A 19,956-nucleotide genomic window follows, 5' to 3' on the forward strand; every position below is an offset into this window, starting at 1 on the left:
TCAGTCCTCGCCATTCCAGATCAGCACCCGGATCGGCGTCGGATCGAAGCCGTTGCAGGGATTGTTGATCTGCGGGCAGTTGGAGATGACGCAGAGCACGTCCATTTCAGCGACGAGTTCGACATAGTCCCCAGGCGCGGAAATGCCGTCGACGATCGTCATTTCGCCATTCGGCTTAATGGGCACGTTCATGAAGAAGTTGATGTTGGGCACGATATCGCGCTTGCCCAAGCCGTATTTGCTGACCTCAAGGACGAAGTTATCGCGGCAGGCATGCAGGTATTTCGTTCCATGGCCGAAACGCACCGTATTGCTTTCGCAAGAGCAGGCGCCGGCGGACGTGTCGTGGCGACCGCAACTGTCGGCCGTCATGGTCAGCATGACATTGCCTTCATTCGACATGATCTTCGTGCCAATGCCGATATAGGCAGCACCCTGCATGCGCATCGTGTCCTGGTTGGAATAGCGCTCGGAGAAATCATCGGCACGATAGAAAAGCGTGTCGATCGCCTGTTGGCCGTAGCTGTCCTCGATGCGGATCGTCTGGCCCTTGCGCACGATGCCCGACCACGGGGCTTCGGCCGCGATGAAATGATCCTCGACGGCGGTTTGCGGGCTGCGGGCAGGCGAGGTCTGAATGAAATCGGTCATCGTCGTCTCCTCAGGCCTGCATAAGGGCGCTGTTTTCGAAGCCACGCACGGCTTCGGTCGTTGCCGTGCGGCAAAGATCATCCGCAGCCGGAGCCGCCGCCTTGTAGCGGGTGATGACAACAGGCTTCGGTTGGTAGGCTGGATCCGGATCGAGCGGATGCGGGCAATTGGAAAAGCCGACCAGTATGTCCATTTCGGCACGCAACTCGACGTAATCGCCGCTGTTGGAGCGTTTGCCCTGCCAGCCAAAGCCGCCGGCCTCGGCAATGCGCACTGGCGCGAAGAGATTGAGGATGCCTGGAATATCGCGACGGTCGAGGCCGAGCTTGACCGCGACGAGGACGAGGTTGTCGCGGGTGTTTCGGGTCTTCTGGCCGGCATATTTCGCTGCGTTCGAGGCAGCCGTCGAGCCGCCCATCAGGCAGTCATGGGCGCCGGAACTATCCTCGATCATCGAGAACATGACGCGGCCCATATCGGAGAAGATCACCCGCCCCTTGCCGAGCGCCGTCGTCCACTGAACCTTGGCGGTATCGACGAGATTGATCCGCTCGCTCGTATCCTCAGCATTCCAGGCGACGAGCGCTACCGTGGAATTGCCCTCGGCCTGATCGACGCGGATCGCCTCGCCACGCAAAAGCTTCGTCGACCAGTACCAACCACCGGGGATGGTCTCCTGGTGGATGACGGTGTTCGCATCGATGGTCGGCGCCGGCAGCGGGCTTGGGCCAGGCAGGGCCTTGGGCGCGAATTCCAGACCCTTTTTCTGGTGCTCCTCGTAGCGTGCGCGATTGGCGGCGATTTCTTCGGACGAGCGTCTTATATGCATAATAGCATCTCTCCTGACGGTGCCAGGTCGTCCCGGCTGTGCCCCAGGGAAGAGACCGGGCCGTCCCGGTCGGGGCTGAAGATCGTTGACTGGCCGGCAAGGCGCGGCGGCCAGATGGAAATATCCTTGGTAATGGTGGCGCCGTAGCGCTCCTTCTCTTCCGGCCGGTCTCGACGGCGTTCGAAGGCGACGACGCGGCTGGCGAGTGTGAAGGCCTCGCGCATGTCATGGGTAACCATGACGACCGTCATCTGCGTTTCGTGCCAGAGCCGCTTCATCAGCGTGTGGATTTCGGCACGGATGCCGGGATCGAGCGCGCCGAAGGGTTCGTCGAGCAGCAGCACTTTCGGCTTCATGATGAGTGCTTGGGCGAGCGCAAGGCGCTGCTGCATGCCGCCGGAAAGCTGGGCCGGATATTTGCTCTCCGAACCGGCGAGTCCGACCTCCGCAATCAGCTGGCGTGCTTCCGCGATGGCGTCGCGGCGTGCCGCGCCGAAGAGTTTGGCCCTGAAGCGCGCGGCGGTCAGTTCCTTGCCGAGCAGCACATTGCCGAGCACCGTCAGATGCGGAAAGACGGAATAGCGCTGGAAGACGACGCCGCGATCCGGTCCCGGCTCCGGCGGCAGGGGCTCGCCGTCGAGCAGGATCTTGCCCCTCGTCGGCTGTTCCTGGCCAAGCAGCATGCGCAGGAATGTGCTCTTGCCGCAGCCGGAAGGCCCGACAAGCGCGACGAAGGCACGCGCGGCGACGGTCAGTGACACATCCTCGAGCACGATCTGGTCGCCATATTCCTTCCAGACCCTTTCGATCTTCAGCTCGCTCATGCCTGCTTCTCCAGTTCCGACCAGGGGAAGACGGCGATGCGCAGACGGTCGAGCAAAGTGTTCATCACCACGGCAAGCAGGGTGATCCAGACGACATAGGGAAAGATGATGTCCATCGAGAGATAGCGGCGGACGAGGAAGATGCGGTAGCCGAGACCTGAATCCGACGAGATTGCCTCGGCCGCAATCAAGAACAGCCAGGCCGGGCCGAGCTGCAGCCTCAGACAGGTGATCAGCCGCGGCAGGATCTGCGGTAGCACGACACGCAGGCCGATCTGCCAGGAGGAGCCGCCGAGCGTCTCGGCCTTGACGATCTGCTCACGCGGCAATTCCAGCGCCTTCAGCGCCAAGTCACGGATCATCGTCGGCGCAACACCGATGACGATGAGGGCGATCTTCGATGTTTCGCCGAGACCCATGAGGATGAAGAGAATCGGCAGCAGTGCCAGTGGCGGCACCATGGAAATGACGGCAATGAACGGAGCGAGCAGCGCTCTGAGATAAGGTAGCATGCCGATCAGCATGCCGATCATGAGCGCGATCGCCGTCGAGATGCCGAGGCCGGAGAGCAGGCGGATGAGACTGGCGCCCGTGTCCGACCACAGCAGAAACTCGCCGGTACGCTGGTCGACGACGAAGGCCAGACGGTTGATCGCATCGCCAAAGCCGGCAAGGCTCGGCAGAAGCTTGTCATTGGCATTTTCCGCCAGTCGCGCGGCCGAGCCGAAGGCATAGGCAAGGGCGAGCAGCACGAAGGGCAGCAGCATCAAGGCGAACTGCGCGCCTCGGCTCGGCCTCGTGTTGATCCAACGCATGGGAATGCTCCGCTGATGAAGGGGAGAGGCGCGGGCAAGCCGCGCCTCCATTACGGTCAGAGCGAACCGTCGGCGGCTGCCTTCATGTAGGTTTCGGTGAAGCGCAGCTTCACGTTGCCGGCGTCGCCCAGTACCTTGCCATTAGGCATTTCGATGCCGATGACGTCGGCAGACGGCGCACCATTGCCGAGCAGGCCCTTTTCGAAGAGGAAGTTGCGCACCAGATCCATGGTCTTCGGCAGATTGGGTGAGGCGACGAAGGCAACGGCATCAGCCGGCTTGTCAAAGAGCTTGGTAGCTGCGAGCTGGGCTTCGAAGCCGGCGAGATCGGTGCCCGAAGCCGATCCCATGGCCTCGCGGGCTGCCTTGCCTTCGGCGGTGTCTGCCCGCAGCAGGGCAGCGGTCTCATACCAGATGCCGGCGAGCGCCTTGCCGAAGTTCGGATTGTCTTTCAGCACGCCGCTATTGGCGACCATCAGGTCGATAATTTCGCCTGGCACCTGCGAGCTGTCGAAAACCTTCTTCGCCGAGGGATCCTCGATGATGGTGGAGACCAGCGGGTTCCAGGTGACGACGGCGGTGACATCGGGCGTCTTGTAGGCGGCAACCATGTCGGCATCAGATGTGTTGACGACCTTCACGTCTCGCTCCGTCAGCTTGATGCTTTCGAGCGCGCGGGCGAGCAGATAGTGCGAGACGGAGAATTCGACGAGATTGACGTTCTGGCCCTTGATATCGGCAAGGCTCGCCTTGTCCTTCAGGATAACGGCGTCATTGCCGTTCGAGAAGTCGCCGACGATCACGGCGGTCGTATCGACGCCGCCGGCGGCCGGGATCGACAGCCCGTCCATATTGGTCAGCGTCACGGCGTCGAAGGCGCCGGCCGTGTATTGGTTCATCGACTCCACATAGTCGTTGAACTGCGTGACATCGATCTTGAGGTCGTATTTGTCAGCCCATTTCTTGACGATGCCGTGATCGGCTGCATAACCCCAAGGCATCCAGCCCACATAGATGGACCAGGCCACCTTGAATTCGGTCTTCTGTTCCGCCTCTGCGACGGAAGCCAGCCCAAGCATCAGCGATACCGCCAGCGCTGGGATGGAAACAATCTTTGAAAAAGTCTGCATTGAAATTCCCCTTCTGCTTTTCTTCAAAAGGGATCGGCAATGACCATCGTGCCACCAATCCCTTGGCTTACGAGGTCTCCCGGGCTTTTGTCCCGCCGTGCACCCAACGGGATTTCTCCCCCGCCGGTGGTGGCTCTCGGACCAGCCGCGCTCTATAAAGCGCCGGAACCCTAGCCACCAACTCAACTCATCTCACGCAAGAGGCGTGCCAGCTTATAACTATTTGATTTTTCTTGGCTCAGCCGCTTTGGCACTTTGATATTGTGCACACTTGCAGCATTTTGCTCAATATTTGAGCGCCGATGGAGGTAGACCTTGCGGGCGATCACGTTAGGGTCGTAGTTGCGCCGACACACTGGCTATTGCGCACCCTGTGTGCAAATGGCGGCAACAGGTTCAAGGTCGGGCATTAATCATCCGTCATTGTATGATGCCCGCCTTGCGGAGCCCTTCCGTGACGAGCTCGAAATCGGCGGGATTCTTGAAGGGCAAGACTTTGCGACGGTATTCCAAGGAGTAGCCGGGATTGACGCGCAGCACCTCTTGCCACCTCGCGCGAGCCTCTTCGAAATGGCCGAGGTGTCCGTAACAGGCGGCCAGAAGCGCGCGCGAGACATCGGTGACGGGGTTGCGGCTCACGCGTTGCAGCAACAGTTCGACGGCCTCTTCGTACTTTCCCAATTGGAACAAGGCCCAGGCCTGAAAGTGGAGAACGACATCCGGAAAGTACGGGTTCAAAACCCTTGCCCGATCGAAATAGGCGAGTGCCTCCTCGGATCTGCCTGAATAGAGAAGTGCCTCGCCGAGGCTGACCTGCCCTTCGGCGAAGTTCGGATTGAGGACTATCGCACGCTCGGCCTCGCTGATGGCTCCATCGTGCTGTCGCGAGTAAAGGTTGACCAGACTCAGTGCCCAGTGCGCCACGGGATCGCTATCATCCAGCGCTACCGCCAGCGTTGCAGCGTCTTCGGCTTGCTCGATAGAGCGCTGCGGCGACGCGCTCCACCGGTTCAAGTAGTCGAGCCCGTGGGAAAGGGCGAGAAAGGCGTGGGCCGAGGCGAAGTTCGGGTCCAGTTCGACGGCATGTTGCAAAAGGTCGCGGGCGTCGCTGTTCGTCTGCTTCGTCAGCCGGTGCCACAGCTCGCGGCCACGCAAGAAGCAGTCATACGCCTCGGGGTGCCGGGTCTGCCCCGGGGCCAGTTTTTTCCGATCGCCGTCTGTCAGGTTGACCGCCAGCGCGCCGACGATCTGCTGCGTGACATCGTCCTGAACCGCGAATATGTCGGTCAGGTCGCGATCGAACCGCTCCGCCCATAGATGCCCGCCGGTGCTCGCGTCGATGAGTTGCGCGGTGATGCGTACCTTGTTCCCCGATTTGCGTACGCTGCCCTCAAGTAAATGCCGAACGCCGAGCTTCCTGCCCACCTCCTGCACATCGACGTTCTTGCCCTTGAARGTGAATGACGAATTGCGGGCGATGACGAAGAGCTGCGACAGCTTCGATAGTGCCGTGATGATGTCTTCCGAGATGCCGTCAGCGAAGTAGTCCTGTTCGGCGTCACCGCTCATGTTGGCGAAGGGCAGGACCGCGATCGACAGCATCTGCGACGCTTCCGTCGCCGGTTGGCTCGTCGCGGTTTCCGAGGCCGCGGCTACCTTGGACCCGGCGCTGCCGACTTGCAACGAATAGACCCGGATCGGCTCTGTGATGTTCCTGAGCTGCGTGGTGCCGAGATCGCTGACCGAGAGGTCGAGCCTCGCCTTGACCTGGCGGTAGGCATCCTCGGACAGGCAGATCGCGCCCGCCGCGGCGACGCCCTCCAATCGCGAAGCGATGTTGACGCCGTCGCCCATCAGATCGCCGTCACTTTCCTCGACAACGTCGCCCAGATGGATACCGATCCGGAAGTCTATGCGACGGTCCTGCGGCACGCCGTCATTGCGTTCCACCATACCGTTCTGCACCTCAATGGCGCAGCGCACGGCGTCCACCACGCTGCGGAACTCGACCAGCGCACCATCGCCGGTGCGCTTCACCACCCGGCCATGGTGCACAGCGATCGTCGGATCGATGAGATCACTGCGCAGCGCACGCAACCTCGCCAGGGTGCGGTCCTCGTCGGCGCCGGCAAGCCGGCTGTACCCGACCACGTCCGCAACGAGGATTGCAGCCAGCTTTCGGTTCTCGCTCATGGAGCCTCTCCTCACGTCCACGATAGCAGGGAGACAGAGGGCAAAAAAGAACTTTTAGCCTCTGCTCAGAGCGATCTTGGTTGAGATCGAGTTGGCCATGGCTCATGTGGCGCAGCCGACATTGTAGCCCACGTGCAATGTCCGCTCTGCCAGCCTCCCCTCGTTCCGCGGTCGTTCCGAAAGCCCACTCCGGTCAGGTCACGAGGATGTATGCGCTTTGAAGAACCGCAGCCTGAAGGCCCGGTCAGCTTTCGGCCCCAAATTAGTCACTCCAGCCAGCCTAAGTTCAGCGGGTTCTGCTAGAAGCTCGCAAACCCGGCATTCAAGGACGCTAGCGAACCCGGCAGCAGCGACGTGCTTCAGAGGTTCAGAAGGTCTGGTAGCTGAGGGGTCATCTGCATGCCAAGGCAGAAGAGGCTGCATGGTTTGCTGGCGGCAGTTGTATTCTGGTCCCATCCGCCAGCCTAGTCCTGATTGGCAGCCACCGGCAATGTGCGTTCGTCGGGAACACGAGCCTCGGTCTGCCTTGCTGCTGCCACGAGGCGCCGCTTTGCTCGGATTGCGTGCCATTGTTGGTCAAGGAGGACGCCAATGAGAATTACACCACCCATGACGGCGAAATTCAGCGACGAGGGGATGCCAAGCAGATTAACGAGGTTCTGCAACTCCTGGAGAAGCACCGTCCCGAGCACGACGCCAACGATCGATCCCTCGCCGCCGCGGAGCGAAAAGCCGCCGAGTACGGCAGCGGCAATCGCGTAGAGTTCATAGAACTGGCCATGGCTCGCCGGCGAGATCGAGCGTGTATACATGGCGAAATAGATTGCTGAAAGCGCCGTAAGCAGTCCGCAGATGACATAGGCCGACATTACCATTCGGCCGGTACGGATACCGGAATAGCGGGCCGCCTCCTCGTTTTTGCCGATCGCGTAGAGATAACGTCCAAAGACAGAGCGATGCAGTACCACCCACATGACCACGGAAATGATGACGAGCGCAGTGAAGGTGTTGGGGACGCCATAGAACCGTCCCGCCGTCAGAAATTCAAGGTCCGGGAAATTTTGGCCGAACGCAAACCCCGCCGTCCCGTCGGCCGTATAGAAGCGCGCCGCCCCGCGGTAGATAAGGAGGCCACAGAGGGTGACGACGAAGGGTTGCAGGTTCAGCCGGGTGATCAGCAAGCCGTGAATGGCGCCTATGGCCCCACCGAGCACGAGAATGAGCGGTAACGCCAGCATCCATGACATGTCCTGGACCGCGACGAAATCCACAAACAATACGCCAAGAAGGGCTACGAGCGAGCCAACGGAAAGTTCGATACCGCCTGTAATGATGACGTAGGCCTGGCCGATCGACAGGATGCCGAACAGGCCGATCAGGTTGGCCGTATTCGCCAAGTTGATGGGCAGCAGGAAGCGCGGGTTGATGATGGCGACGATGACGCCGACGACGACGATCAGAAGCAGCAGTCCAAGATCTTTTTTGACCATTCGAGATCCACCCCCGATACCCAATTATATTGACGCAGCTGCTATTTTACGCGTTTGCCGACAGCAAGCAAAAGGACGCTTTCCTGACTGACCTCGTCCTCATCGAGAATGCCGGCAATCTGGCCTTCGTGCATGACGGCAATGCGGTCGGAAACGCCGATCACCTCCTCCATGTCGCTGGAGATCATCAGGATCGCAACTCCGGCATCTGCAAGCGCCCGCATAAGGCCGTAGATCTCGTTCTTCGCGCCGATATCGATACCGCGCGTCGGCTCGTCGAAGATCATCACCTTCGGGCTCATCGACAACCATTTGGCAAGAACTACTTTTTGCTGGTTGCCGCCCGACAGAGTGCCGGTTCGGGTCGAAACGGAAGGGGCCTTGATGCCGAGGCGAACGCGCTGCTTTTCGGCCGCCGCCATCTCCCGCTCGTCGGAAAGCATGAAGCGGCTGGCGAGCGTGGGGAGGTCGGCAAGCGTTATGTTCTGCGCGATTGGAAAGTCAAGAAGTATGCCGTTGCGCTTTCGATCCTCCGGGACCAGGAAAATGCCGCGAGCAACGGCGTCCCGCGCGGAACGGACAGCAATTCGCTGCCCATCCTGCAGGATGACTCCGCCGTAGCTGCGATCAATGCCAAAGAGCACCCTGGCAAGCTCGGTACGGCCGGACCCGACGAGGCCCGCAAGTCCCAGGATTTCTCCATACCTGATTTCCAGATCAACGGGACGGCTGGGGTAGGCCTCGGTGCGCACGGCACTTACTTTCAGCGCAACTGAGCCGGGTGAGCGCTGCGGCTTTGCGGTACGGGCTGCAAGCATCCGGCCGATCATCAACTTGACCATTTGGTCGTGGCCGATGTCCTCCTTGGAGAGCGTGCCGACAAGGGCGCCGTCGCGCAGGACTACGACCCGGTCGGCGACGCGCTCAACCTCGTGGAGGCGATGCGAGATGAAAATAACACTGATGCCATCCGCCTTTAGCAATTTGATGATGCTGAGCAGCCGCTCGGTTTCCGCCATCGGAAGGCTGGAAGTTGGCTCGTCGAAGATGACGAGCCTCGCGTTGATAGACAGCGCCTTGGCGATTTCCACCATCTGCTGCTCGGCCAGCGAAAGCGACGCCACGGGTGTGTCGGCGGAAAAATGCGCGCCCACGCGCATCAAGAGCGGCTTCACCATGTCCCTTAGTCGATCGCGATCGACGAGCTTAAGAGGACCCGCCTTCAGTGGTTCGCGCCCCAGAAAGATATTGGCAGCGACGTCGAGATTCTCAAAGAGATTGAGTTCCTGATGCACGAAGGCAATGCCAGACGAGATGCTCGATTCGACGGTGAGGAAACGAAGCTCTGTCCCGTCAAGCAGGATCGTGCCCCGATCGGGTGCGATCACACCGCCGAGGATCTTCATCAACGTCGATTTGCCGGCCCCGTTTTCGCCGACAAGGCCAATGACCTCTCCCGGCACGATGTCCATCGAAAGATCCTCGAGTGCAATGACGCCTGGATAGGTCTTGCCGACTCCGGAAAGCGAAAGGAACGGCATTGAGGGCACGCCCGGTGAGGGGATGTCGCTGCTATGATTCATCGCCTGCCCATGACTGCTGGTAATGTCGACGTGATCCGCGGCGGCGGCGAGGGCCGCCGCCGCGAAGGTGGATTATTTTCCAGCCATGGCCTTCAGGTTGGCGGCATACTTATCAACGTCATCCTTGCCGATGATCACCGTCGGGATGATGATTAAGCCATCGGCGGGAACGCCGGACTTGTCGCCCTTGAGGTAGGCGGCCATCAATTTCATACCCTGATAGGCCCATTCGAACGGCTGCTGTACGACGGTCGCCGCGATCGTGCCTTCCTTGACGCCGCCGAGCGTGATCGGATCGTCATCAAAGCCGACGACGGTGATCTGGCCGAGTTTGCCTGCGTCGCGCAACGCCTCATAGATGCGCGGCGTGTTGTAGGAGTAGAAGCCGACCATGCAGGTCAGGTCGGGGCTGGCCACCAACGCATCCTCGACGTTCTTCTTGGCGCGCGTCTGGTCGATGTCGTCCCCGCGAACATCAACAAGCTCGATCTTGGTACCCTTGAGCCCTTCCTTCATTCCTTCGATGCGTTCGCGGGCGTTGTCGGCGCCCAGCAGCCCGACGAAGCCCATGCACTTGCCGCCGTCCGGCATTGCCTTCTTGGCGATTTCGGCGGCCTGCTTGCCGGCATCGACGTTCGAAGAACCGATGTAGGCGACACGGTTGGTCTTCGGCGCGTCGCTGTCGGTGGTGAAGAGAGCCGTCTGCGAGCCGATCTTGTTGAGGCCGTCCGTCTGGGTCTTGGGATCGACGGCGGAAACCATAATCCCCTTGACGCCGGCACTGACGAGATCTTCCATGAGACGCTGCTGAATGGCGACGGCTGCCTGCTCAGGATATTTCAACTCCATGGTGTAGTCTGGCATTTCGCTCTGCGCCTTCTTCACCCCCGCCTCGGCAGCTTTCCAGAAGTCGGACGCTCCGTTGACGACGAAGGCGAGCGTCGGCTTGTCGGCAGCGTGGGATGTAGCCATAGGTGCAGCACTAAGCATTAACCCGGTGAAAAACAAGGCTGCATGTTTGCGTTTAATTTGTTTCATAATACACCTCCCGAAGGCCGCAATTGCGAGGGCCCGTTCGCGACTTACGGCCGGCCGAATGCGCGCCCTTCAAAGGCTCGTCGCAAGGCGACGTCTGGCATGGTGCCGATCGCCCTGCGACGGTATACAAGAATCTTAATTAGTAAATAGTAATATTAGTGAGGAGCGGGGGGGGGCTTCAGCATAGCCGTTCGATCGAGAGGCCATACCTACTACCCGCGACTGCGTGCTACATTTCCAGCGGAACTCGAGATCAGTCGATATCCTCGCTACCGTCGGCCCGTATTTTACGCCACTAATCGTGCCTCGATATCTTCAAATGGACAAGCCGACGCAGGTGTCGATCAAGCAGTTCTTTCGAGAGGGCGGAACGAGAGAAGTGCAAAATCGTATGCAAAGGGCGAACGGAGCGGGAAATTATGCGACGCGCCGTAGCCTTGGTGGAAGGCGGAACGGTCGGAATTCGTTCAGCATCTGGTGTTCCGCATCCAGGTGTAGATGCCGGTAAAGTTGAAATGTTCACAAATCAATGGCGAGAGCTGCTTCAGCCCTTGCTGACACGAGAAGGCGTTTCAGGTATGTCGCCCGTTATCTGCCGGTGTCCATGCTGGATAAGGATGGCGAGGTCGATGGGAGCGTGTAGCCCCAGACTGCCAGTTCAATATCTGCAGGATAGAGCGTTGGTCGGCCTGAAGCCTTGGCTGCACGCCGGGTTTCTCGAATTCCAGGGCTGATACTGGAAATCGGCGCTGTTTGCTCTTTGGTTCGTCGTGCACGATGACGCTAACGTGGCCAAGCCGATAACCAATCCAGCTACTATAAGCGTCCCAATTCTGGTCATCACGGTCACCTTCAAGGTAGCAGCTCGAAAAATAGAATTCATGGCATGACCCGCCGTGTCAACGGAGAGAGAACGCGAGCGATTTTCCGGGGGATTGACGCATGTGGTCATGGCTTCAGCTCCTTCCGATCAGCGTGCAGTTGCTCGAAGCAATTTGCCGCCGCCATGTGTCTGTTTGACTGGGCACCAACAATTGCTGCAGTATTACCCGCCGATTTGCCCACGGATATAGCTGCAGATTGTTGACTGAGCGAATGGCGAGCCTGCGTCGTGCCACCTTCACGACACGCCAAATGCAAGCATGGCCGCTGCATTTGGCCCGGATCTGAAAATCCCGCACTGCCCAGACGTCGTTTGTCGATCACAAGCAGTTCAGCCATCCGGAGGCACTCTTATTCGGTTTTCCGCAAGACGTTGAGGATTGGGGTCCTCCTTGCAAAACGTAAAGCTGTTCGCCACGCCCAGTTTAAGGATCGATCTAAACCGGTGAAATCTTTCGCGGAGCGTCTCGGCCTCGCGCTGGCGTTTCCACGCCTCGGCAGCGCCGTGCGATGGATTTTAAGCTCCGTAATACTGCTGCAACCAAAGAAGTGAAAACCAAGACAGATCAAAAGAGGATCCGTGATGAGGAATTCGCTGAGTTGGGTCACAAACGCAGAGACGAACGTGCTGAATAAAATGCATCGGCCCGCGCTCACTATTGGTACGCGAAAAGCGTCAGCAGCCCAGATCGTCTAGCTGGCCCCGAAACGCGTCGCCGTACACCGATGAAATCGGTGCGCAGGAAAGCCAGAAGCGCATCAGATATTATCAAAAGCCGCAGCAGGTGAAAATGTCGAATAAAGCCGTGAAGATCGCGCTGCACACCGAGCAGAGAGATGAATATTTCCGCGAGCAGAACCAGGTATTCGGGGATTTTGCATTTACAGCGAAGGTCGCTAATGTCTTCGACGACATGGTTTCCCGATCTGTGCCGTTCTACATGGAAATGCAGCGCATGGTCTCCGAACTCGCGCTCGATTTTTCCAAGCCCGACACCAGCCTCTATGACATAGGCTGCTCAACCGCGACAACGCTTCTGACGCTCGATCCGCTTCTTGATCCGAGTATGAAATTCATTGGCCTCGATAATGCACCCGAAATGCTGGAGAAGGCGCGGCAGAAACTCCAGACCATGGAGACGCGCCGAATAATTGATTTGCAGGTCGTCGATCTCCACCAGGGGATACCGGTGGAAAATGCAAGCGTCGTTACGATGCTGCTGACCCTGCAATTCGTCCGCCCGCTATATCGCGAACGCACGATGAAGGCCATTCATGCGGGGTTGAACGATCAGGGATGTCTGCTTCTGATCGAGAAGCTCACCAGCGAAGACACAATATTCAATCGGCTTTTCATTCAGCATTATTACGATTTCAAGCGCTTTAACGGCTATTCCGAAATTGAGATCGCCAACAAGCGCGAGTCTCTGAAGAATGTCCTGATACCTTACCGGCTCGAAGAAAATTTCCAGCTGCTCAAGGAAGCGGGCTTCCGCAGCGTTGAAGTTTTCTTTCGGTGGTACAATTTCTGCGGGATCATCGCCGTCAAGTGACGCCCAGGCATGACAAAACTCATGAAGACAATAATGATACCGATCGGAGAGTTTCTCTTCCGACACAGAAACCAGGTGTTCCCTCTCATTATCGTGGCGCTGTTCGTGCTGGCCGCGCCCCCCCGGCGCTGTTTGACAGCAAAGCGCTTGAGCAGGTCAAGGACTGGGTGGCTCTGCTGATTGCGCTATCGGGCCTCGTACTGCGTGCGACCGTCATCGGTTACGTCTACATCCGGCGCGGCGGGCACAACAAAAAGGTCTATGCGGGTGACCTTATAACGGAAGGAATGTTCGCCGTTTGCCGCAATCCTCTTTATGTCGGCAATATGCTTATTTACGCCAGCATCTTCCTGATGCACGGTCACCCAATTGTCGTGATCGCAGGCATCGGCCTTTTTGCCTTCATGTATAAATGTAACGTCCTGGCGGAAGAGGCTTATCTCGAGGAGAAATTCAGGGATGGCTATCGCGATTATTGCGCGGCTGTACCCCGCTGGCTTCCTCGGTTCAGCAGGTTTGCCGAAGCGGCAGAAGGGATGACGTTCAAGTTCAGACGTGTCCTCCTGAAAGATTACTCAACTGTGGGCGCGACCTTGATCGCTCTCTCGCTGGTCAAGATCTACGAACGTATCGTCCTGCCGGATCCGTTGCAGTATACCGGTGACTTCGTGCAGTTTGGCTTCCTGATCGTCGTGCTTTCGACGCTTACAGGTTTGGTCAGCTACGGCAAGAAACGTGGGTATTTGGCCGAGAACAAACCTTAAACCGGGACGTCTGCAGCGACAGCCCCAAGGCGGGCTTTTCGTCGCTCCGAACTGCACCGCTGCCAGATAAGGACCAGGCTCCACTGTTTTCAGCATGGACCGCATCTAAGCCTGAAGACAACACGGCCGTCGCGCCCATAGGTTCGTTCGTTGAGGAACTTCTCCAGGTCCAACGCCTGATCCACCTTTCATCGCGATGTTTCGAAAGTCTTGATCGCCTGCGGATCGCTGATGAGGATCGTCGACGGGGCGTGACGGCAGGATGACCGTGTGGAGGAAATCCTGTGAGAGGAAGTGCTCCATCAGCTCCTCCAAGCATGTTAGCATCCGCAACCAGATCACCGATGATGACCGTTCGCTGTGCCGAGGTGGACCAGTTTTCGGACGGTTGGACGTGGAACCTCAGATAGCCGCGTTCGGTACCCTCAGCTCCGATGACGACCGCATGATGTGGCGGCGATCCCTGTGTCGCGCGAAACTTCTGGATCTGCAACCAAACATCCCAGGGGAGAAGGGTGGTGGCGCGGTGCCGGCGCGGAGTTGGCTATGCCTTACGAGGGAACCGCGCCCACCTTATCCAGGTTCAGGGCGGCCCGATCGCAGCTGCACCGCTGTCGCAGATCATCACATCGACGATCCTCGGCCACGAGCCGTTCGATCCCTATCCGACCGAAGGCAACATGCGAGAAGGCAGCCAAGCCTTCTCGCTGGATCCGGCTGTTCGGATCTTGAAGATGGGCATCACGCCTTACCCTTGCGGACAACGCCCGCAATCGTCACTTCCTTCGGAATGAGCTTGAGCTTGAAAAAGGTATCGGCGATGCTCTGCTGTTGCGCTACGACGGAGTCATCCAGGCTCTTGACTCCATAGGACTGACGTTCGAGCGCCTTGACGAGGACAGGTTCGGGGATGCCGACCGACGGTGATAGCTCCGCAGCCGCAGCCGCGATGTCGGACTTGGTCCATTCGTCAATCTCGGCAATGGCGTCGATCAAGACATCGATCGCCTCCGCGTGGTCGTCGACCAGCGCCTCGGTGCCGAGATAGAACTGGTGATTGGGAACGAGGCCTTCGCCGTTCTTGAGTTCTCGCGCTTCGATTGCGACTTCCGCCGCTGCCTGGAAGGGATCCCAGATGACCCATGCATCCACCGCGCCCTTTTCGAAGGCTGCGCGGCCGTCGGCCGGGGCGAGAAAGGATGATTCCACGTCCTCATAGGTCAAGCCGGCTTCTTCGAGCGCCTTGACGAGCAGGTAATGCACGTTCGAGCCCTTGTTGAAGGCGACCTTCTTGCCTTTCAGTTCCGCGACGGACTTGATGGGACTGTCCTTCGGGACAAGTATGGCTTCGCCGCGCGGGGCGGGCGGCTCGTGTGCGATGTAGACAAGCGGCGCATTGGCGGCCTGGGCGAAGATCGGCGGCGTTTCGCCGGTCGATCCGAAGTCGACGGCGCCGGCGTTCAGGGCCTCGAGCAGCTGGGGACCGCCTGGAAACTCGGTCCATTCAACCTTGTAGCCGATGGATTCAAGTTTCTTCTCCAGCGTGCCTTTACCCTTGAGAAGTACCAGCGTTCCATATTTCTGATAGCCGATACGTACGACCTTTTCGGCCGCACCAGCCAGTCGAACATGCGTCAACGGTGTCGCGATGGCACCTGCCACCACCGCGGTGAAAGCGCGTCTTGTGATCTTCATCATAGCCTCCGGAATAGACGAGGCTAAATTAAAGCGTCTCTATATTTTTCATAGAATATACGTGCTCCGGCATCCGGTTCTGCGGGATTGGCTTTTTGTTCTGTTTCGACAACGAGCAAAAAGAACCGCGCTGCGAAATAGATACGCCAAGGCGATGCATTAGGGTGCGACGCGCACGATCAGCTTTCTGAGGTTGTTTCCTTTCAGAAGACCAGGAAGAGCTTCCGGAGCACTTTCAAGTCCGTCAACGATAAGCGTCGGATGGTAAGGCTTTGACGTAGGATGGTTGTGCCTCGCGCCCGGCAACAAGATCTCGGGGGACAAGATGCTTTCGTCGCGAACCCGTCGATCATCCAGTCGAGTGGCTGCATTGTTGCGATTGGCGACAACCACATCGGCCGAAGCGATACTGCGCTAGGTCCATTCTATCGGCGTCTGGCTGGAAGGATCGGCACGCAGAAGGCCGTGACGGCGACCGCGCGCAAGATTGCCGTTCTGTTTACGACGCTCTCCGATTTGGAATGGTCTACCGGGATCCGGGCGCTGCGGTATTTGATGAGCGGCATTGTTGCCCTGCATCGCTTGCATTTCTCGGTGTGGGATGTGCCGCCTTGCCCCTGGCCAAGGGGTTAGCAGCCAGTGGCCGTTGGTTCATCCGCTCAAGAGCTCAGATGCTCTGATCGCGCGGGCTTGGCTGCACCGTCGATCATTGAATTCGTATCATCCCTTGGCCTCTGCGAGAGCGTTGATTTTGATCGATTACGTCCGGAAAGTTTGGCGTCATAAAGTAGCTTGTCTGCTTGTTTATAAAGCTCCGTGAACCTTACATCTGCATTAGGCGGCGCATCCGAAATGCCCATGCTGGCAGTAACGGGATGGCCGAGGCCTGGAACTGCGTTTGCAACAGCGGAGGGGATCGCTTGCCTGCGGCGTTCGGCCCGCAATTGGGCATCCTCGCCGCGCACGAGCAGCACGAATTCCTCGCCGCCGAGGCGAAACGCATGAATTTGCGGGTCCGTTTGGAGGGCCTCACCCACGGCCTTCAGTACCGCGTCGCCGGTCCCGTGGCCGTGAGCATCATTGATTGCCTTGAAGTGGTCGAGGTCGAGCACGGCAAGCGCGCTGTAGCCCTCATTACGGTACTTTTCGAAATTCTGTTCGATCGCCCGACGATTGAGCAGTCCGGTCAGAGCGTCACGTTCGGAAATACTCTTCAGAGCATCAGCTTCAAAGCGTGCCTTGTCTCGTTGGCGCCGGATCGTCATGAAACGATCGGCAACGCCAAGTGTGGTGAACAGGACTTCGCATGCACAACCCAGATAAAACAGGAGCATCGCATCATTGCTCTCCAGCCATGGAACTACGCCTGTGATCAGGCGCACAAGGCCGGACGCAATCATTGGTATATAACCGATTGCCTGAAACTTTGCGGCTCGACTGCCGCGCCGAAGTGCGTCGGCAACCGACAGGAAGAAAATAACCAGCACCGGCGCGAAAGCTGCGGTGTAGGTAGTTGACTGAATGGGGCGTGCAACAAAGGGGAAAGCTGCGTGAAATGCACTTAGGAGCATTGCCCAAACGGCGCAATAAATGAGTGCCCGCCGAAGCAAGGGATGCATATGGTTTGGTTCGATAAAGCTGTGGGTAAACAACGCCCCTGACCCAACGGTGAGGCCGAAGATCATGGTCGTCGTCCAGCTCAGCGTCATCGCCGGCGTTTCGAAGAGCACGACTGCAAGTTCCGATGAGGTCAGGATCGTCGCTAGCAACGAGAGCGTGAGCGCGGAATGCCAAAGCACGAAGGGCTCGCGCAGGACTCGATAAAAGGCAGCGTTGAAAATGAGCGGCATGGACAGCATGCCGGCAAGGACGGCAAGAAACACCAGTGAGCGCAAAAAATCGGGGCTGACGGCCACATCAGACGGTGACAGATAAGCTCTTTCCAGCGTCATCCGGTGGCTTGGCAAATCGAAAGCAACGACAACTTGTTGCGTGTCGCGGGTTACGCCCGGTAGAGGAGCTTTGAAATATCCGCCACGCAGAGAGCTGGGCAGGTCGCCCGCAGGGAACGAGGCTTGGTGCACTTCGCCGTTCCGGTCGATCGCCAGCAGATGCACTTTCTCGAGTGCGCTTCTTCTGGAAAAGACATATTGTGGAAGGGCATCATCGGGACCGATTTCAAAACGTAGAAACGCCCGCTCGCCTTCAAGCGAGTAGGCCCGATTCCGGCAATTCCAGCGTGCGGGCGAGTGAACAATGGTGACAAGGTCCTCCGACAAACTGCCGGACGCCCAGCAAGAACTTTGAATCTCCATAGATTCAGCAGCCCCAACCTGTGTCGCATGCAATGATGCCAACAGCACGAGGCTCAGCACAATTTTCGAAAGCGCTTTTCGGACGACGTGCCAGAACATTGCCCTACGCTACACGTCAAACATTGCGATGCAGTTACACAAAGTGGGCGTTGTCTGGGCCACAGCAGGTGTCCACAGCGAAATTCGACTTCGTGCTTTTTGTGTAAACGCCGGCGCTACCCCAGAAAGTTCGCCACCCGTTTAGAGTGTTCCATTGACTAAGTCGTTCCCAAGCGGTTTGTTTTGCGCCACTCTTCGTACTCTCCGCGAGCATCGTCATGGAGCGGATAGTAGCGCTGCAACGACCCGCCCCCCATAAGTTTCGCGCGCGAGAATTCCTCCCAATCGTGATGCTTTTGCGATTCTTCGATAACCTTCGAGGCCATTGCGACCGGAAGCATCACCACGCCATCATCGTCGGCGACGATGATGTCTCCGGGGATGACCGTGACACCGCCGCAGGCAATCGGGACGTTGACGGCGTTGGGATAGATGCCGGTCTGCACATGATAGTTGGGTGTCCAGCCGCGCAGCCATAAAGGCAGATCCAGCTTCTCGACATTGGGCCGATCGCGCATGCAACCATCGATCACGATGCCAGCGCCGCCTCTGCCTTTGAAATAGGTCGACATCATATCGCCGAAGACGCCAGAACTCATGTCGCCGCGCGCGTCGACGACGACCACATCGCCCTCCTGCACGTGATAAAGCACATGGCGGTGCAGCTGCGTCTCCGGATCTGCATATTCTCCCTCGTTAAAAAGGTCCGGCCGCTGCGGCAGGAATTGAAGCGTCAGGGCAGGCCCGACGATCGACTTCCCGCGATTCTGCGCTACGGGACCGACCATGTGCGGATTGCGGAAGCCCATGTGGCCAAGCGTGCCGGCAACGGTCGCGGCGCCGATCTCCTTCAGCGCGTCGATCAGTTCCTTGGGCGGTCGCGTAATGTCGGGCGTATGTGTCATTTTGTACTCCGGTGGATGAAACTACCAGTTGGTGACAGAACCGTCGCGGCGCTTCAGGTGAGGCGCTTCCCAGAAACGAAAGCTCTCCGCCTTGACCGCCTCTTCGTTGACCTCGACGCCGAGCCCCGGCAGATCGCTGACCGGATAGTCGGGGCCGTCGAGCCGGGGTTGAACGGGGAAGAACTCGGAATTATCGAAGCCCAGTTTTGCTTCGGGCGCCCTGGTCTCGAGCCAGGCGAAATTCGGCACCGCGGCGGCGAGATGGATGGTCGCCGCCGTGCAGACCGGGCCCAAGGGATTGTGCGGCATCAGGTCCACATAGTGCGCCTCGCTCCAACCAGCGACTTTCATCGCTTCGGTGAGCCCGCCAACATTGCAAACATCGAGCCGGTTGAACTGATGGATGCCACGCTCGATATAGGGCAGGAATTGCCACTTGCTGGCAAATTCCTCGCCGATGGCGAACGGGATGTCGGTCATCCTACGCAGGGATTCGTAGGCCTCGGGCGTTTCGTCTCGTATCGGCTCCTCGAGAAAATCAAGCACCCCGCGGCCGAGCTTGTTGCAGAAGCTCGCCGCCTCTGCCACCGACAGCCGATGATGATAGTCGATGCCGAGGACGACCTCGTCGCCCAGCGCCTCGCGCGCCTTGTTCAGCATGGTTGCGGTAGCGCCGATCGACTCCCGCGGCTCAAAGATATCCCTGCTGCTTTGCCCGATGGGGAAAAAGCGGATCGCCTGCCAACCCTGGGCGCGTAGTTCGCGAGCTCGTTCGATAGCAACATCGCCCTCGGCCTCGTCACCGGTCGAGGCGAAAGTTGGAATGCGGTCGCGCTGCTTACCGCCCAGCAGTTCATAGGCCGGCACGCCAAGCGCCTTGCCCTTGATGTCGTGAAGAGCAATGTCGATGGCGGATATCGCTGCCTGCAGAACGCGCCCGCCTTCAAAATATTGGCTGCGATAGGCTTCCTGCCAGATCCGACCAATCTGCATCGGGTCGCGGCCGATGAGAAATTCGCGATAGTGCTCGATCGCGCCGGCCACGGCCTTCTCGCGACCGCTCAGGCCGCTCTCGCCCCAGCCGAAGATGCCGTTGTCGGTCTCGACCTTGACCAGCATCTGGTTGCGCGTTCCTACCCATACTGGATAGGGCTTGATCGCCGTGATTTTAAGCTTCGCAGTCATCCACG

At 58.8% G+C, this 19,956-nt stretch carries 16 protein-coding genes, 2 pseudogenes and 1 riboswitch; of the genes and pseudogenes, 3 read left to right on the forward strand and 15 right to left on the reverse strand.

Translation table 11 applies throughout. The features are described 5' to 3' along the window. The 10 genes from AC1DUP_RS24285 to AC1DUP_RS24330 form a co-directional block, all read right to left on the reverse strand. Positions 1-651 (reverse strand): urea amidolyase associated protein UAAP2, encoded by a 651-nt coding sequence (locus AC1DUP_RS24285; RefSeq protein ID WP_477835027.1) that lies wholly within the window; start codon positions 649-651, stop codon positions 1-3. A 10-nt stretch (positions 652-661) separates the two neighbouring features. Next, positions 662-1,483 carry an urea amidolyase associated protein UAAP1 gene (locus AC1DUP_RS24290; protein ID WP_477835080.1) on the reverse strand — a complete coding sequence of 274 codons (822 nt, stop codon included), beginning with the start codon at positions 1,481-1,483 and terminating at the stop codon, positions 662-664. Beyond that, positions 1,471-2,304, reverse strand: coding sequence for an ABC transporter ATP-binding protein (locus tag AC1DUP_RS24295; protein ID WP_477835029.1), 834 nt, complete (start codon positions 2,302-2,304; stop codon positions 1,471-1,473). Before AC1DUP_RS24295 ends, AC1DUP_RS24290 begins: the two co-directional genes overlap by 13 nt. Beyond that, positions 2,301-3,119: an ABC transporter permease subunit gene (locus tag AC1DUP_RS24300; protein ID WP_113309975.1), complete on the reverse strand. Its 819-nt coding sequence runs from the start codon at positions 3,117-3,119 to the stop codon at positions 2,301-2,303. The genes AC1DUP_RS24295 and AC1DUP_RS24300 overlap by 4 nt, the downstream gene beginning before the upstream one ends. 56 nt (positions 3,120-3,175) lie before the next feature. After that, complete coding sequence (locus tag AC1DUP_RS24305) at positions 3,176-4,249, reverse strand: putative urea ABC transporter substrate-binding protein (RefSeq protein ID WP_477835032.1); 1,074 nt, start codon at positions 4,247-4,249, stop codon at positions 3,176-3,178. A gap of 74 nt (positions 4,250-4,323) precedes the next feature. Next, a riboswitch (guanidine-I (ykkC/yxkD leader) is annotated at positions 4,324-4,434 on the reverse strand. Positions 4,435-4,669: 235 nt separating this feature from the next. Continuing rightward, a complete protein-coding gene (locus AC1DUP_RS24310; protein WP_115038048.1) occupies positions 4,670-6,442 on the reverse strand; it encodes an adenylate/guanylate cyclase domain-containing protein in 1,773 nt (590 codons plus the stop codon). Positions 6,443-6,906: 464 nt separating this feature from the next. After that, positions 6,907-7,932 carry an ABC transporter permease gene (locus AC1DUP_RS24315; protein WP_113309977.1) on the reverse strand — a complete coding sequence of 342 codons (1,026 nt, stop codon included), beginning with the start codon at positions 7,930-7,932 and terminating at the stop codon, positions 6,907-6,909. Between the two features lie 41 nt (positions 7,933-7,973). After that, positions 7,974-9,515: a sugar ABC transporter ATP-binding protein gene (locus AC1DUP_RS24320; RefSeq protein ID WP_113509905.1), complete on the reverse strand. Its 1,542-nt coding sequence runs from the start codon at positions 9,513-9,515 to the stop codon at positions 7,974-7,976. Between the two features lie 72 nt (positions 9,516-9,587). Beyond that, positions 9,588-10,553, reverse strand: a complete 966-nt coding sequence (locus AC1DUP_RS24325; protein ID WP_113295880.1) for a sugar-binding protein — start codon at positions 10,551-10,553, stop codon at positions 9,588-9,590. A 948-nt stretch (positions 10,554-11,501) separates the two neighbouring features. Continuing rightward, a complete protein-coding gene (locus AC1DUP_RS24330; RefSeq protein ID WP_162805116.1) occupies positions 11,502-11,774 on the reverse strand; it encodes a hypothetical protein in 273 nt (90 codons plus the stop codon). 320 nt (positions 11,775-12,094) lie between these two features. Between AC1DUP_RS24330 and cmoA the strand changes: the two genes are divergently transcribed. Beyond that, a complete protein-coding gene (cmoA, locus tag AC1DUP_RS24335) occupies positions 12,095-12,988 on the forward strand; it encodes a carboxy-S-adenosyl-L-methionine synthase CmoA (RefSeq protein WP_477835036.1) in 894 nt (297 codons plus the stop codon). Beyond that, positions 12,952-13,752 (forward strand): methyltransferase family protein, encoded by an 801-nt coding sequence (locus AC1DUP_RS24340; protein ID WP_477835038.1) that lies wholly within the window; start codon positions 12,952-12,954, stop codon positions 13,750-13,752. Before cmoA ends, AC1DUP_RS24340 begins: the two co-directional genes overlap by 37 nt. 741 nt (positions 13,753-14,493) lie before the next feature. On the opposite strand, the gene AC1DUP_RS24345 is transcribed toward AC1DUP_RS24340, so the two are convergent. After that, positions 14,494-15,447 (reverse strand): sulfonate ABC transporter substrate-binding protein, encoded by a 954-nt coding sequence (locus AC1DUP_RS24345; RefSeq protein ID WP_113509902.1) that lies wholly within the window; start codon positions 15,445-15,447, stop codon positions 14,494-14,496. Between the two features lie 159 nt (positions 15,448-15,606). Further along, positions 15,607-15,699, reverse strand: a pseudogene (locus AC1DUP_RS24350) (zinc-binding dehydrogenase); the annotation flags it as partial. Positions 15,700-15,730: 31 nt separating this feature from the next. On the opposite strand from AC1DUP_RS24350, the pseudogene AC1DUP_RS24355 reads away from it, so the two are divergent. Then, positions 15,731-16,013 (forward strand): annotated as a pseudogene (locus tag AC1DUP_RS24355) (IS110 family transposase); the annotation flags it as partial. 93 nt (positions 16,014-16,106) lie between these two features. Here AC1DUP_RS24355 and AC1DUP_RS24360 read toward each other — a convergent pair. The 3 genes from AC1DUP_RS24360 to AC1DUP_RS24370 form a co-directional block, all read right to left on the reverse strand. Next, complete coding sequence (locus AC1DUP_RS24360) at positions 16,107-17,861, reverse strand: GGDEF domain-containing protein (RefSeq protein WP_477835040.1); 1,755 nt, start codon at positions 17,859-17,861, stop codon at positions 16,107-16,109. 158 nt (positions 17,862-18,019) lie between these two features. Beyond that, the gene (locus tag AC1DUP_RS24365) at positions 18,020-18,766 is read right to left on the reverse strand and encodes a ribonuclease activity regulator RraA (RefSeq protein WP_113295874.1); all 747 of its coding nucleotides are present in this window, start codon (positions 18,764-18,766) and stop codon (positions 18,020-18,022) included. A gap of 21 nt (positions 18,767-18,787) precedes the next feature. Next, positions 18,788-19,951, reverse strand: a complete 1,164-nt coding sequence (locus AC1DUP_RS24370; protein WP_113509899.1) for a mandelate racemase/muconate lactonizing enzyme family protein — start codon at positions 19,949-19,951, stop codon at positions 18,788-18,790. Between the last annotated feature and the right edge of the window lie 5 nt (positions 19,952-19,956).

The organism is Rhizobium sp. 01L419, assembly GCF_056400025.1.